Origin of the sequence: Microbacterium sp. AK009 (genome assembly GCF_013410955.1) — a bacterium.
GTDB lineage: Bacteria > Actinomycetota > Actinomycetes > Actinomycetales > Microbacteriaceae > Microbacterium.
Map to the genome: position 1 here is coordinate 351,641 of NZ_JACCCG010000002.1, position 13,741 is coordinate 365,381.

At 70.5% G+C, this 13,741-nt stretch carries 12 protein-coding genes; all 12 read right to left on the minus strand.

Annotated elements, in window-relative coordinates:
* Window positions 1-196: 196 nt before the first annotated feature.
* Complete coding sequence (locus tag HDC37_RS05635; RefSeq protein WP_179559415.1) at window positions 197-1,255, minus strand: FtsQ-type POTRA domain-containing protein; 1,059 nt, start codon at window positions 1,253-1,255, stop codon at window positions 197-199.
* A gap of 4 nt (window positions 1,256-1,259) precedes the next feature.
* A complete protein-coding gene (gene murC / locus HDC37_RS05640; RefSeq protein WP_179559416.1) occupies window positions 1,260-2,702 on the minus strand; it encodes a UDP-N-acetylmuramate--L-alanine ligase in 1,443 nt (480 codons plus the stop codon).
* 53 nt (window positions 2,703-2,755) lie between these two features.
* Complete coding sequence (locus tag HDC37_RS05645; RefSeq protein WP_179559417.1) at window positions 2,756-3,847, minus strand: glycosyltransferase; 1,092 nt, start codon at window positions 3,845-3,847, stop codon at window positions 2,756-2,758.
* A complete protein-coding gene (gene ftsW, locus HDC37_RS05650) occupies window positions 3,844-5,073 on the minus strand; it encodes a putative lipid II flippase FtsW (RefSeq protein WP_179559418.1) in 1,230 nt (409 codons plus the stop codon). The genes HDC37_RS05645 and ftsW overlap by 4 nt, the downstream gene beginning before the upstream one ends.
* Entirely contained in the window at window positions 5,018-6,580 is a 1,563-nt protein-coding gene (gene murD, locus HDC37_RS05655; RefSeq protein WP_257021320.1) for a UDP-N-acetylmuramoyl-L-alanine--D-glutamate ligase, read from the minus strand. The genes ftsW and murD overlap by 56 nt, the downstream gene beginning before the upstream one ends.
* Complete coding sequence (gene mraY, locus HDC37_RS05660; protein WP_179559419.1) at window positions 6,562-7,674, minus strand: phospho-N-acetylmuramoyl-pentapeptide-transferase; 1,113 nt, start codon at window positions 7,672-7,674, stop codon at window positions 6,562-6,564. Before mraY ends, murD begins: the two co-directional genes overlap by 19 nt.
* Window positions 7,671-9,083 carry a UDP-N-acetylmuramoyl-tripeptide--D-alanyl-D-alanine ligase gene (gene murF, locus HDC37_RS05665; protein ID WP_179559420.1) on the minus strand — a complete coding sequence of 471 codons (1,413 nt, stop codon included), beginning with the start codon at window positions 9,081-9,083 and terminating at the stop codon, window positions 7,671-7,673. The genes mraY and murF overlap by 4 nt, the downstream gene beginning before the upstream one ends.
* Before the next feature lie 18 nt (window positions 9,084-9,101).
* Window positions 9,102-10,889, minus strand: a complete 1,788-nt coding sequence (locus HDC37_RS05670) for a penicillin-binding protein 2 (RefSeq protein WP_179559421.1) — start codon at window positions 10,887-10,889, stop codon at window positions 9,102-9,104.
* Window positions 10,890-10,894: 5 nt separating this feature from the next.
* Window positions 10,895-11,500 (minus strand): hypothetical protein, encoded by a 606-nt coding sequence (locus HDC37_RS05675; RefSeq protein ID WP_179559422.1) that lies wholly within the window; start codon window positions 11,498-11,500, stop codon window positions 10,895-10,897.
* Window positions 11,497-12,453: a 16S rRNA (cytosine(1402)-N(4))-methyltransferase RsmH gene (gene rsmH, locus HDC37_RS05680; RefSeq protein ID WP_179559423.1), complete on the minus strand. Its 957-nt coding sequence runs from the start codon at window positions 12,451-12,453 to the stop codon at window positions 11,497-11,499. The genes HDC37_RS05675 and rsmH overlap by 4 nt, the downstream gene beginning before the upstream one ends.
* 101 nt (window positions 12,454-12,554) lie before the next feature.
* Window positions 12,555-12,986 (minus strand): division/cell wall cluster transcriptional repressor MraZ, encoded by a 432-nt coding sequence (gene mraZ / locus HDC37_RS05685; protein ID WP_179559591.1) that lies wholly within the window; start codon window positions 12,984-12,986, stop codon window positions 12,555-12,557.
* Between the two features lie 358 nt (window positions 12,987-13,344).
* Window positions 13,345-13,713: a DUF3040 domain-containing protein gene (locus HDC37_RS05690; protein ID WP_179559424.1), complete on the minus strand. Its 369-nt coding sequence runs from the start codon at window positions 13,711-13,713 to the stop codon at window positions 13,345-13,347.
* Window positions 13,714-13,741: the final 28 nt, after the last annotated feature.

A 13,741-nucleotide genomic window follows, 5' to 3' on the forward strand; every position in this document is an offset into this window, starting at 1 on the left:
GCCGGCCTCCGTCTTCCCGAACCTTCAACCTCTACTAGAGGTATAAAGAATTGCTCGGTATGCAATTCCTGTTCTTGAAGGTAGGCGGCCGACGCGGCTCGGCGCGGAGGAACACGGCGTGTCGCGACATCCTGATTCTGCGTCTGCTCAGGCGCAGTCATCCCGACCCGTGGCCTCGCTTCGAGAGAGCTCCGACTCAGCGGATCACGACCGCATCGGGCGAGGAGACGTCGTACTCGGTGACGGTGTCGGCCGGCCGCGCGATCATGACGGTCTCCAGGACCCGGGCCTTCAGCGCCGACTCCTCCGCGCTCCCCCAGACCACCCGAGCGGATGAGGTCAGCGTGAACGTCACGTCGAAGGCCGAGGTCGCGCTCACCGCCGCCACCTGATCACCGATCGAGGGGGGAAGCGCCCGCATCACTCTGCCGACGGCCGCGAACGCCTCGCCGTCGACGCCGCCGCGGACGTCGAGGATGGGTTCGCCGGGCGGAGGCTCGGTGCTGGCCGAGAGGACGACCCCCGCGGCATCGACGACGGAGTATCCCGACGCCGACGCGATCGCGCCGATGGGCGTGCGTTCGACGATCCGGACGACGAGCTCGTGCGGCGGCCGCGCCTCGAGGGTGTAGCTCTGCACGAAGGGGAAATCCGAGAGCGTGTCCTGGATGGCCGCCTCGTCCACGAGCGGGAGCGGAGTGCCCAGCTGCGACGCCAGCGCCGCCTCGACCTCGCCGGCATCGAGCTGCACCGCGCCGACGACCCGAACGCGTTCGACGGCGAAGAGCGGGCTGTAGGCCACCGCGGCGGTCACTCCTGCTACCACGAGGACCGCACCGACCACCGATGCCCACAGCGCACGCCGACGGCGCTGACGGACGGTGAAACGCCGGACTTCGGCGCGCAGCGCCTTCCTCCGGGCACGCGACGCCCGCCATACCGCCAGCAGACCGACCGGCTGCTCGGCAGGCTCCGCGTCGTCGACTAGGCGGTCTTCCGACGCAGCGCCCGACGCAGCGCCCGACGCCGGGGACGCCGACGCGTCGTCGGGCTCCGACCCGGGCTGATCGCTCGCGACATGTCCGCCGGATCGTCCCCGCGACCGCCCCCGCGACGACGTCGCCGCACCGACCCCCGTCGGAAGCGGCAGGACGACACCCGGGCTGAGCTCTTCGTCGATCGTGTCGTCCGTCGGCGCCGCGGGCTCGCGCCGCGGGGGCGCCGGCGGCGGGAGCGGTGACGGCCGACGGACCACCGGGTCAGCCCTCGACGGCGGCGGTGCGGGTGTCGCGCGAGACGGGGGCTCCCGGACGGATGCGGGTCAGCGCCTCGAGGATCTGCGGCACGAGCAGGTTCACGTTCCCGCACCCGAGCGTGATGACATAGTCGCCCGGGCGCGCGACGCTGGCGGCGTGGTCGGCAGCGCGCTGCCAGTCGGCGACGAAGCGCACGCGATCGGGATCGGAGAAGGCGTGGGCGACGAGATCGCCCGTGACGCCGGGGACGGGATCCTCCCGCGCACCGTAGACGTCGAGGACGACGGTGTGGTCGGCGTGACGCTCGAGCACCTCGGCGAATTCCCGGTACATGTGCTGGGTCCGAGAGTAGGTGTGAGGCTGATGGACGGCGATGATCCGCCCATCGCCGATGACGCTGCGGGCGCCCGAGAGGGCGGCGGCGACCTCGGTCGGGTGGTGGGCGTAATCGTCGTAGACGCTCACCCCGCGCTCGATCCCATGCAGCTCGAAGCGCCGGTCGGTGCCGGCGAAGCCGGCGACCGCATCCGCGGCTGCATCCAGCGGGAACCCCAGGCCGATGAGCACCGCCACCGCGCCGGCCGCGTTGACGGCATTGTGCTCTCCGGGGATCTGCAGGCGTACCGCCACCGTCTCCCCTTCGTACGTGAGGTGGAAGCCGACCGGACCGTTCGCGTCGACATCGCTCAGGCGCACATCGGCCGCGGCGTCGAGACCGAAGGTGATCACACGGGGGTGATCGAGCAGCGCCGTCACGTCTTTCGCGCCCGGATCGTCGGCCGAGATGACCACCGCCTCGCGCGCCTCGCGGCCGAAGCGCGCGAAGGCCCCGACGAAGGCCTCCGCCGACCCGTAGTGGTCGAGGTGGTCGGGATCGACGTTGGTGATGAGGGCGACCGAGGTGTCGTAGAGGAGGAACGTGCCGTCGGATTCGTCGGCCTCGATGACGAACAGGTCGTCCGCTCCGGTGCCGCTGGAGACGCCGAGCTGCGCGATCACGCCGCCGTTGACGAAGGTGGGATCCGCGCCCAGCGCCTGCAGCGAGGTGACGATCATGCCCGTCGAGGTGGTCTTCCCGTGCGCACCCGCGACGGAGACCAGACGCCGCCCGCCGATGAGCCAGTACAGCGCCTGCGAACGGTGGATGACGGCGAGACCGCGCTCTTTCGCCGTGACGTACTCGGGGTTCTCGGGCCAGATGGCTCCCGTGTGCACGACCGTGTCGGCATCGCCGAGGTGCGCCGCGTCGTGGCCGACGTGCACCGTCGCGCCGAGCGCGGCGAGGGCCCGCAGCGACGGGCTGTCAGCCCGATCCGAGCCGGATACCCGGATTCCGCGGGCGAGGAACATCCGGGCCAACCCCGACATCCCCGATCCGCCGATGCCGATGAAGTGGGCGGCACGGATGTCATCCGGAATCGGCAGGGAGAGGTCAGGTCTGATCATGGCCCGTCAATCCTAAGTCGGCCTCCTGCACGCCCCCTCCCGGCGCGCTGAGGTCACGTGCCCCGGCCGAGCGCCTCGTCGATGAGGGCGATCACCGCCTCGCTCCCCGAACGGGTGCCGACGGATGCCGCGGCGCGGCGCATCGCCTCCAGGCGCGCCGGCTCCGCCAGGAGCGGGATGACCTCGCGGCGCACCCGCTCGGCGGTGAAGTCCGCGTCCGGAATCAGCGCGGCCGCGCCGGCGGCCACGGCTGATGCGGCGTTGAGCGCCTGCTCGCCGTTGCCGACCGCGTAGGGCACGTAGACGGCGGGGATGCCGAGCGCGCTGATCTCGCTCACCGTCGCCGCTCCGGCGCGGGAGACCACCGCATCGGCCAGCGCGAACGCGAGATCCATGCGATCGACGTAGCGGCGGACGGCGTATCCGGCGACGTCCGGGTCGGGGGTGGTGCTCCGCTCCCCCGTGACGTGCAGCAGCTGCCAGCCGGCGCCCTGCACGTCCCGCCAGGCGGCGCCGCCGTCCTCGCCGAAGGCCTCGTTCAGGCGCTGCGCGCCCAGCGATCCGCCGAACACCAGCAGCACGGGCCGGGCGGGGTCGAGACCGAAGGCCACCGCGGCTTCCTCGCGTCGGGCGGCGGGGTCGAGCTCGACGATCTCCCGCCGAAGCGGCATCCCGACGACGCGGGCACCGCGCAGGCGCGTGCCGGCGAAGGCGACACCCACCGCCGCGGCGCGTCGTGCCCCGAGGACGTTGGCGAGACCGGGACGGGCGTTGGCCTCGTGGACGACGGTCGGGATGCGCTCGCGCCGGGCGGCGACATAGGCCGGCGCCGCGGCGTATCCGCCGAACCCGACGACCACCTCGACCCCCCGGTCGCGCAGATGACGCCGCACCTGAGCGACCGCCCGCCCGAATCGCTGCGGGAACACCGCGGCGGCGCGATCAGGTCGCCGGGGAAAGGGCACCTTGTCGACGAACAGCAGCTCGTAACCGCGTTCGGGGACGAGCCGCGCCTCCAGACCCTCCCGCGTGCCGAGGACGAGCACCTCGGCGTCCGGCTCGCGCGCGCGCAGCGCGTCGGCGACCGCCAGCAGGGGATTGACGTGCCCGGCGGTGCCACCGCCGGCGAGGAGGTAGGTCGTCACCCGACGACACTAACCGCCCGTCTGGACGGGAGCGAACGCGCGAAGGACAGCAGCACGCCTGAGGCCACCAGCACCGACACGAGCGACGTTCCTCCCTGCGACATGAACGGCAGCGGCACGCCGAGCACGGGGAACACCCGGAGCACCACGCCGATGTTGATCAGCGCCTGACCGACCACCCAGACGGTGATGCCGCCCGCGACGATGCGGACGAACGGGTCGTCGGTGCGGCGGATCACGTGGAAGGCCCCCACCGCGTAGAGCGCGATGAGGCCGAGCACCACGGCGCAGCCGATCAGGCCGAGCTCTTCGCCGACGATGGCGAAGATGTAGTCGTTGGCCGCGGCCGGAAGCCAGTCGTACTTCTCCTTGGAGTTGCCGAGACCCAGGCCGAACACGCCGCCGCCGGCCAGACCCCACATGCCGTGGAGGGGCTGGTAGCAGTCGTTGAAGTAGTCCTCGAGGCAGTTGGGATTGAGGAAGCTGAGGAAGCGGCGCATGCGGTCGGGGCTCGTGACGGCGAGCACCGCGACGGCCGCCGCCGCGGCGACGGCGGGGAGGATGAAGATCCGGAGGCGGACACCCGAGAAGAACAGCGCGCCGAGCACGAGGAGCACGAGGATCATGGCGGTGCCGAGGTCGCGACCGGCCAGCACCGTCGCAATGGCGAGGGCTGCGACCGGCACGAGCGGGATGTAGACGTGGCGCCACATCGCCAGCAGCGTCCGCTTCCGATAGAGCACGTACCCCACCCACAGGGCCAGGGCGAGCTTGAGGAACTCCGAGGGCTGCGCCTGGAAGCCGGCGATGGTGATCCAGTTGCGGTTGCCGTCGGCGCCGTGGCCGAGGGGGGTGAACACCAGCAGCTGGAAGGCCACCGCCCCGATGAGCGCGGGCCACGCGATCCGTTTCCAGAACGTGATCGGCAGCCGGCTGGCGATGAACATCAGCGGCACGCCGATCACGGCGAACACCGCCTGCTTCATCGCGGCGTCCCACGGGGCCTGGCCCGCCGCGGTGGAGGTGGCGGAGGTCGCGGAGAGCACCATCACCAGACCGAAGATCGTCAGCAGCAGCGCCGTGGACGCGATGAGGAGGAACTCGCTCGGCACCGGGGCGAAGACCCGGCCGAGCGACACCCGTGCCGCGAGTCCGCGCCGCGCGTCGACCTCAGACGGGGTCGGCGGGGTGCGGGAGGTGCGGGTCTGCGTCGTCGTCACCGGCATCCCCCATCTCGATCCATCGCTGCACGGCGGCGGCGAACTTCCTTCCGCGGTCGGCGTAGGAGGTGAACTGATCGAACGACGCCGCGGCGGGGGCGAGGAGAACCACATCCCCGTCACGGGCGACCTGCGCGGCCAGTTCGACCGCCTGCGCCATGACGTCCTCAGTCTCGCCGCGGGTCACCTCGTAGACGGGGACGTCCGGCGCGTGTCGCGAGAACGCCGCGGTGACCGCGGCCCGGTCTTCGCCGATGACGACCGCCGCGCGCACCTTCGCTGCGACCTGTGCGACGAGCGGGGCGATCTCCACGCCCTTCAGCAGTCCCCCGACGATCCAGATCGCCCCCGGGAAGGCCGAGAGCGACGACGCCGCGGCGTGCGGATTGGTCGCCTTCGAGTCATCCACCCAGACGATCCCGCGATGCGACGCGACGACCTCGATGCGGTGAGGGTCGAGCCGGAACCGGCGGAGCGCATCGCGGATCGCCGCGGGGGGCACGTCCAGCGCGCGGGCCAGCGCGGCGGCGGCGAGGATGTTCGCGACCATGTGCGGTGCGGCCAGGCCCCGCTCGGCCAGATCGGCCACGGTGGTCAGCTCGAGGGCGCTCGTGCGGCGATCGTCGAGGAAGGCCCGGTCGACGAGGATCCCGTCGACGACACCGAGGTCGCTCGGCCCCGGGACACCGAGGTCGAACCCGATCGCGCGGGCGCCCTCGACGACCTCCGCATCCTCCACCATGGCGCGGGTCGCGGCATCCGACTTGTTGTAGACGCACGCGACCCGCGTGTTGTCGTACACGTGCGCCTTGGCGTCGCGGTAGGCCGCGAACGAACCGTGCCATTCCAGATGGTCCTCGGCGAGGTTCAGGCACACGCTGCCGTGCGGCGAGACCGGCGACGGGCCGGTCTGGCGTCCCAGGTACCACAGCTGGTGGCTGGAGAGTTCCACGACGAGGACGTCGAAGCCGCCGGGATCGCGGACGGCGTCGAGCACGGGTGTGCCGATGTTGCCGACCGGGGCGGCGCGCAGCCCGCCGGCCACGAGCATCTCGGCGACGAGGCGCGTCGTGGTCGTCTTGCCGTTGGTCCCGGTCACGAGCACCCAGTCGGCGGGTCTGCCGTCCTGGCGGACCACCTTGTCGCGCACGCGCCACGCCAGTTCGATGTCGCCCCACAGGGCGACGTCCTCATCGGCGCACCACGCGATGACCGGGTGGCCGGGCGCGAAGCCCGGTGAAGCGATGACGACCTCGGGCGCGAAGGTGCGCAGTGCCTCCGGAACCGTGGTGAGGGGACCGATCACGGCGTCGACGCCGATCACGGGCAGGAGCTTCTCGTATTCGGGGTCGGCCGCCTCGGAGAACACCCGCACCTCTGCGCCGAGCTCGGCCAGGGTGTCGGCCGCGGCGAACCCCGTCACCGACAGGCCCAGCACCGCCACGCGGAGTCCCGACCAGTCCGCGTGCCAGCTGGTGAGGCCGTCCAGCCGTGTCATGTCTGCGACAGCCATTCGACGTAGAAGAACCCGACGCCCGAGACCGCGAGGAGGCCGGCGATGATCCACATCCGCACCACGATCGTGATCTCCGACCATCCGCGCATCTCGAGATGATGGTGCAGCGGACTCATGAGGAAGAGTCGCTTGCCGCGCGTCACCTTGAAGTACACGCGCTGGAGGATGACCGAGCCCGACGCGATCACGTAGACGCCGGCGACGAGCACCATGAGCAGCTCGGTGCGGGTGAGGATCGCCATCGCCGCGAGGACGCCGCCGATCGCCATCGACCCGACATCGCCCATGAAGACCTGCGCCTTCGGCGCATTCCACCAGAGGAATCCGACCAGCGCTCCCACGAACGCGGCGGAGACGATCGCGAGGTCGAACGGGTCTCGGGTGGCATAACACGCCGAGAGTCCGCCCGGACTGAGCTCCCCGCCCCCGAAGCACGCCTGGTTGAACTGCCAGAAGGCGATGAGGCTGTAGGCGCCGACGACGAAGATGCCGGCCCCCGCGGCCAGACCGTCGAGCCCATCGCTGACATTCACGGAGTTGGAGGCGGCGACGCCGATGAAGGAGATCCAGGCCAGGTACAGCAACCAGCCGAGGATGGGCCCGAGCGCGAAGAACCACAGCACCTGCACGTCGCGGAACACCGAGATGTACGGCGACGCGGGGGTCTCGTTGTAGAGGTTGGGGAAGTTCAGCGCGACGATGCCGAACGGCACCGCGACGATGACCTGCCCCACGATCTTCCGCCACCCGCTGAGGCCCAGACTCCGCTGGCTGCGGACTTTCATGAAGTCGTCGATGAAGCCGACGGTGCCGAACCCGACCATCATCCACAGCACCAGCAGACCCGACACCGTCGGGGGATTGTTCCCGGCCACTCCCCCCACGAGGTAGCCGATGATAGTGCCGGCGATGAAGATCGTCCCGCCCATCGTCGGCGTTCCGCGCTTCTCGCCGTGGCTCGGGTTGCGGATGTCGTCGGGGGTGCGGATCACCTGACCCCACCCCCAGCGACGGAACAGCCGCAGGAAGACGGGGGTGAGGAAGAGGGTGAAGGCCAGCGAGATCGCCGCGGCGGTCAGGAGGGATCTCACGAGAAGAACTCCCCCAGCCGGTCGCCGAGGAACCTCAGGCCCGCGGAGTTGGATGACTTCACCAGCACCCGGTCACCGTCGCGGAGCTCGCCGGTGAGGTAGTCGTAGGCCTCATCGGCGCTGGCGAAGAACACCGCCTCGCCGTCCCACGAGCCTTCCCCGACGGCGGCGAGGAAGAGGCGGCGGGCCTCGGGGCCGATGACGACGATGCGCTGGATGCCGAGCCGAACGGCCTGGAGCCCGATGCGGTCGTGCTCCTCGCCGGCATACTCCCCGAGCTCGCTCATCGCACCGAGGACGGCGACCGTGCGCTCCCCCGGCCCGGTGATCTGGGCGAGGGTCCGCAGGGCCGCGGACATCGAGTCGGGGCTGGCGTTGTAGGCGTCGTTGATGATGCGCACCCGCGGGGAGCCCAGGGGCTGCATGCGCCACCGCTCGGCGAGTTCGACGGTCTCCAGGCGCGCCACGGCATCGGTGAGTGTCACGCCGAGGGCGGTGGCAGCGGCGATCGCGGCGAGGGCGTTCATCACGTGATGCTCGCCGAGCACCCGCAGGCGCAGGGGCGCGGATTCACCGTCGAAAAACACCGTGCAGGACGTGCCGTCGGCGGTCACCTGTACATCCTCGGCCCTCACCTCGGCGGTGGCGCCGCGACCGAACCAGCGCACCGCGGCGGGCTTGCCCTCCGCGATCGGGGCCATCTGGACCACGCGCGGGTCGTCGGCGTTCAGGACCGCGACGCCGCCCGGCCGCAGTGCCTGGACGAGTTCGGACTTGGCGCGGAAGGTGCCCTCGATTCCGCCGAAACCGCCGGCGTGCGCCATCCCGACCATGAGGACGACCGAGATGTCGGGGTGGACGAGGCCGGCGAGGGCCGCGATCGCCCCGGGGCCGCTCGCACCGAACTCGCTCACGAGATAGCGGGTGTCGTCGGTCACGCGGAGCATCGTCAGCGGCGCTCCGACCTCGTTGTTGTACGAGGCGCGGGGGGCGACGGTCTCGCCCTCGTCCTGGAGGATGCGCGCCAGCAGGTTCTTCGTGGTGGTCTTGCCGTTGGAGCCGGTGATCCCGACCACCTTCAGCGCGCCTCGGGCGCGGACGCGCGCGACGACCTCGCGGGCGAGATCGGCCAGGGCCTGCACCACGTCGGGGACGACGATCTGGGTGATCGGCTCGTCGACGGGCCGCTCGACGAGCGCCAGCACCGCTCCGGCCTGGTGCGCCGCCGGCACGAAGAGATGGCCGTCGGTGGACTCACCGGGCTTGGCGACGAAGATGTCGCCGCGTCCGATGGCACGCGAGTCGGTGTCGACAGCGCCCGACACCACAGTGTCGGGTGTGTCCTCGCCGGCGAGAAGGAGGTCTCCGCCGACGGTCAGGGCGATGTGATGCAGGGGAAGGGAGATCATGTGTCAAAGGGGAGGTCGTCAGCCGAACTTCGGCAGGACAGGCGGTTCCGTCGAGGACGGCATGACCCGGTAGGTCTTGAGCACCTGCGTCATCGCCTGCTGGAATGCCGCGGCGTTGGCCACAGACGACTTTACCTTGGTGGGCTCGTCCAGCGTCACGGCCACCACGTACTGCGGATCGTCTGCGGGGGCGAAGCCGATCAACGTGGTGAAGTACGCACCGCTCTTGTACCCGCCCGTCACGGGGTCGGACTTCTCGCCGGTACCGGTCTTGACGGCGACGCGATAGCCCGGCACGGCGATCTCCTCGGCGTAGTTGGCCTGCAGGGCGACGTTCTCGAGGATCTGCTGCACCTGCGTCGCGGTCTCCTCGCTCACCACACGGGTGGGCTCGGGTGTGTCGGGGGTGGTCACCGTGCCGTCGGCGGCGGTGCAGCTCTCCACGAGCGTCAGCGGGACGCGCTCGCCGTCGTTGGCGATGGCGCCGTAGGCACCGACGAGCTCGGGAAGTGTCGTGGTCAGGCCCTGCCCGTAGGTGGTGTTGTACACCGTCTGGTTGTCCCACTCCGAGGCAGGCCGGAGAAGCCCCGTCTGCTCGCCGGGGAAGTTCACGGCGCTCCCCTCCCCGACGCCGAAGCGCTGAAGGTATTCGTAGCGCGTCTGGGGGTCCACCGTCTCGCTGATCCGGGAGATCGCGGCGTTGGAGGAGTCGATGAGGACGCCGGTGAGGGTGTAGTTGTACGCGGGGTGAACGAAGGAATCGCGCACACGCGCGCCGTTGGCGAAGGTCTCGGTGCTGGCGGCCACAACCGTCGACTGCGCGTTCTGTCCCCCGGCATCGATCACGGTGGCGGCCGTGAGGGCCTTGAACGTCGACCCCGGTTCGAACCAGTCGGTGAAGATCCGGCTCTTCCGGTCATCTTCGGGCGAGGCCGCGACATTGTTGGGGTCGACGGCGGGGAACTCCGCCGCCGCGCGGATCTTTCCGGTGCTGACCTCGGTGACCATGATCGACCCGCTGAGCGCCCCCATGTCCTGCACCTGCTCGGCGATGAGCTGCATGAGGTACCACTGCAGGTCCCGGTCGATGGTCAGCTCCAGCGTGCCGCCGTCCACCGCGGGATCCTCGACCTCGGTGCCGGGGATGATCACGCCGTCCTTGCCGCGCTGGAAGCGGAGCTGCCCGTCGGTGGCGGTGAGACAGCCGTCCTGGCTCAGCTCGAGCCCGGCGAGGGGCACCTCGTCCGTGCCCATGAATCCGATGAGGTTGCCGGCGACGGCACCGTCGGGGTAGGTCCGGGCGGGATGCTGCTCGAAGGTCAGGTAGGGCAGCTTCAGGTCGGCGAGCGCCCGGTACTGCTCGGTGGAGATGCCACGCTGGATGAATTCGTACTGGTCGGCGGGGTCTGCAACCAGGGCCGAGGCGACGATCCGCTGGATGTCGACGGCTTCCTGCCCGGTGATCGAGCCGATGAGACCCGACGCCTCGGGCCAGGTGAGGGTGGATGCGACGTCGTCGTCGCCTGTCCGGGTGAGGTCGCCGGTGTTCTTCGGATCGATCACCACGTCGTAGCGCAGGATGCTGCTGGCGAGGGTGTTGCCGGCGGTGTCGATGATCGCTCCTCGCGAACCGTGGAGGTCGCGGGATCCGCTGAACGCCCACTCCAGCGAGTCCTCGATGTGCTCGTCGGCGTTGACCACCTGGATGTCGACGAGTCGGACGATGAAGCCGACGAGGACCGCCAGCACGACGGCCAGCGCGACCACCGTGCGGCGGCGAGGACTGCGGCTTGCTCGGGTGGTCATTGCTCTCAGTGTGTGGCGGGAGTCGGCAGAGTGTCGGCTACCGGCGGCGTGTCGGTGAGCCCGGCCCCGGTGGTGGCGACGGGGGCCCCCTGGATGGTGGCGTCCGGTTCGGTCACGAGCGGCCGATCGGCGATGAGGTCGTTGGCAACCGACCCGCGTCCGAGGGCGTCGATCGAGGCGCCGCCCTCCGCGGCGATTCCCGCGCCGAGAACGGCGCCGTCGCTCAGGCGCAGGTAGTTCGGCGACTCCTCGATGACCATGCCGAGCGCCGCCGCGTTGGCCGCGAGGTACTGGGGAGAACTGAGCCCCGCGACGTCGTCGGCGAGCATCTGCCGCTGCCACTGCAGCTCGCTCTGCTGCTGGGTCAGCGAGGAGATCTCGTAGGAACTCTGGGTGGTGAGGATCGACAGCATCATCTGAACCCCGGCGATGGTGAGGGCGGCGACGACGGCGACGATCCCGTAAGCGAGCCGTGGTCGCCGCCGGGCGCGGGGAGCAGCCTGCTCGACCGGCCGCAGCCGGCGCTCGCCGGCCCGGTCGGGGGCGCCCGGGCGTATGGCGCGCGGCCCCGTGGGAGAGCTCAGCGGTGCGGCGATCAGGGGTGCGCTCATGCCGCGGCCTCTCTCACTCGTTCGACGGCACGCAGCCGCACGGGGGTGGCGCGGGGGTTCTGCGCCTTCTCGTCGGCATCCGCCTGTTCAGCTCCCCGGACCAGCAGCCGGAAGCGGGGCGCGTGCTCGGGAAGCTCGACTGGGAGCCCGCGCGGCGAGGTGGACGCCACGGCGTCGGCGAAGACGCGCTTGACCAGCCGGTCCTCCAGCGACTGGTAGGACAGCACCACCATGCGCCCGCCCAAGACAAGGTGCTCAAGGGCGGCGGGGATCGCCGCCTCGAGGGCGGCCAGTTCGGCGTTGACCTCGATCCGCAGCGCCTGGAACACCCGCTTGGCCGGGTGCCCGGTCCGCTGCGCGGCATACGGGGTCGCGCGCGTGAGGATGTCGACGAGCTGACCCGAGCGCTCGATGGGCGCGTCGGCCCGGGCGGCCACGATGGCCCGAGCGTAGCGACCGGCGAGCTTCTCCTCCCCGTAGCGCTCGAAGATCCGCCGCAGCTGACCTTCGCTGAAAGTGGCGACCACGTCGGCGGCGGTGACCCCGGTCGACTGGTCCATCCGCATGTCGAGCGGGGCGTCGCGCGAGTACGCGAAACCGCGATCGACCTCGTCCAGTTGCAGCGACGAGACGCCGAGGTCGAACAGGATGCCGTGGACGGCTCCGACGCCGACGCTGTCGAGAGCGGCGTCGATGCCGTCGTACACGGTGTGGACGAGGTCGACCCGATCGCCGAAGGGCGCCAGGCGCTCGCCCGCGATCCGCAGGGCGTCGCGGTCGCGGTCCAGTCCGATCAGATGGAGGGCGGGGAACCGTTCGAGGAACGCCTCGCTGTGTCCCCCCATGCCGAGCGTGGCATCGACGAAGATCGCTCCCGGCGCGTCGAGGGCGGGGCCGAGCAGCTCGAGACAGCGCTCGAGCAGGACCGGGGTGTGGATGTCGCGAGGATTCATGATCGTGGGGCCGGTCCCCCGGCTCTGATCCCCATCCGCTTCGACCTGGCGCCGGGGAAGTGCGACAGGGCGGCAGCGGCTGGGAGTCACAGCCGGGGGCGTCAGAAGAGGCCGGGGATCACCTCCTGCTCCATCTCGGAGTAGCTGTCCTCATTGGCGAGGGCGTAGGCGTTCCACGCCTCGGCGTCCCAGATCTCGGCGTGCGCGCCGACACCGGTGACGACGAGGTCTTTCTCGAGCCCCGCGTAGGAGCGCAGGGGCGGCGGGATGGTGATGCGGTTCTGCCCGTCCGGCTTCTCGGCGCTGGCTCCCGACAGGAACATGCGGAGGAAGTCACGCGCCTGCTTGTTGCTCAGCGGCGCCTCACGGATGCGGTCGTGGACGCGCTCGAACTCGCTCTCGCTGAAGACGTAGAGGCAGCGCTCCTGACCGCGGGTGATGACGATGCCGCCGCCGAGGTCGTCGCGGAATTTCGCCGGCAGGATGACGCGGCCTTTGTCGTCGAGCTTGGGAGTGTGCGTACCCAGCAGCATCGGCACACCACCCCCTTCTTCGTCCGGCCTTCGAAGACGTTCGCCACTTTACTCCACTTCCCTCCACTTTGATACCCCGCAGCCGTGGTCACCCGCGATTTCTCGGGGCAGACGGCCCCGTGGCGGATGCGCCACACCCGCAGCCGATGCGCCCGCGGTGCGCCGCACACGGGAGGAGATCCGGCCCAGGGCGGTGGAAACGCGGCATCCCGTCCTCCCGCGGCGGGATCTCCTCCCGTGTGCGGCCGACCGGGGAGAGAAGTGGAGATGGGGAGGAGAGCACCGGGCGCGGGCACGAAAAAGAGCACCGACCCGAAGGTCGGTGCTCTGAAGTGGATGCGGGGGGGTCAGCCGAGGATCATCGATCACCCTGCCGGCGGTCCCAGCGGTCGTTCATGCGGTCCATGAAGGAACCCCCGGCGGCGGCGCGCCCCGGATTCGTCTTCACCGGGCGGGGTGCGGTCTTCGGCGCGCCCCGAGCGGGCGTGACGGCGAGGATGACACCGCCGAGCATCACGACGAATGCGATCACTCCGACGACGATGAGCTTCAGCGCCACACCGGCGACCAGGCCACCCAGGCCCAGCAGTACGAGGATCGTGCCGTACACGATGTTGCGATAGCTGAGGGCGCGCCCTTCACGCGCGCTGACCACGTCGGCGTCGTTGCGCATGAGATGACGTTCCATCTCATCGAGCAGACGCTGCTCCTGTTCGGAGAGTGGCATGGGTCCCCCTCTGGATCCGGTTGGACGA

Coding starts and splice junctions, on each gene's coding strand:
- murC (WP_179559416.1), bottom strand. CDS start 2,702: ATGATCAGACCTGACCTCTCCCTGCCGATTCCGGATGACATCCGTGCC.
- ftsW (WP_179559418.1), bottom strand. CDS start 5,073: ATGCCGGTGACGACGACGCAGACCCGCACCTCCCGCACCCCGCCGACC.
- murD (WP_257021320.1), bottom strand. CDS start 6,580: ATGGCTGTCGCAGACATGACACGGCTGGACGGCCTCACCAGCTGGCAC.
- murF (WP_179559420.1), bottom strand. CDS start 9,083: ATGATCTCCCTTCCCCTGCATCACATCGCCCTGACCGTCGGCGGAGAC.
- HDC37_RS05670 (WP_179559421.1), bottom strand. CDS start 10,889: ATGACCACCCGAGCAAGCCGCAGTCCTCGCCGCCGCACGGTGGTCGCG.
- HDC37_RS05675 (WP_179559422.1), bottom strand. CDS start 11,500: ATGAGCGCACCCCTGATCGCCGCACCGCTGAGCTCTCCCACGGGGCCG.
- rsmH (WP_179559423.1), bottom strand. CDS start 12,453: ATGAATCCTCGCGACATCCACACCCCGGTCCTGCTCGAGCGCTGTCTC.
- mraZ (WP_179559591.1), bottom strand. CDS start 12,986: ATGCTGCTGGGTACGCACACTCCCAAGCTCGACGACAAAGGCCGCGTC.
- HDC37_RS05690 (WP_179559424.1), bottom strand. CDS start 13,713: ATGCCACTCTCCGAACAGGAGCAGCGTCTGCTCGATGAGATGGAACGT.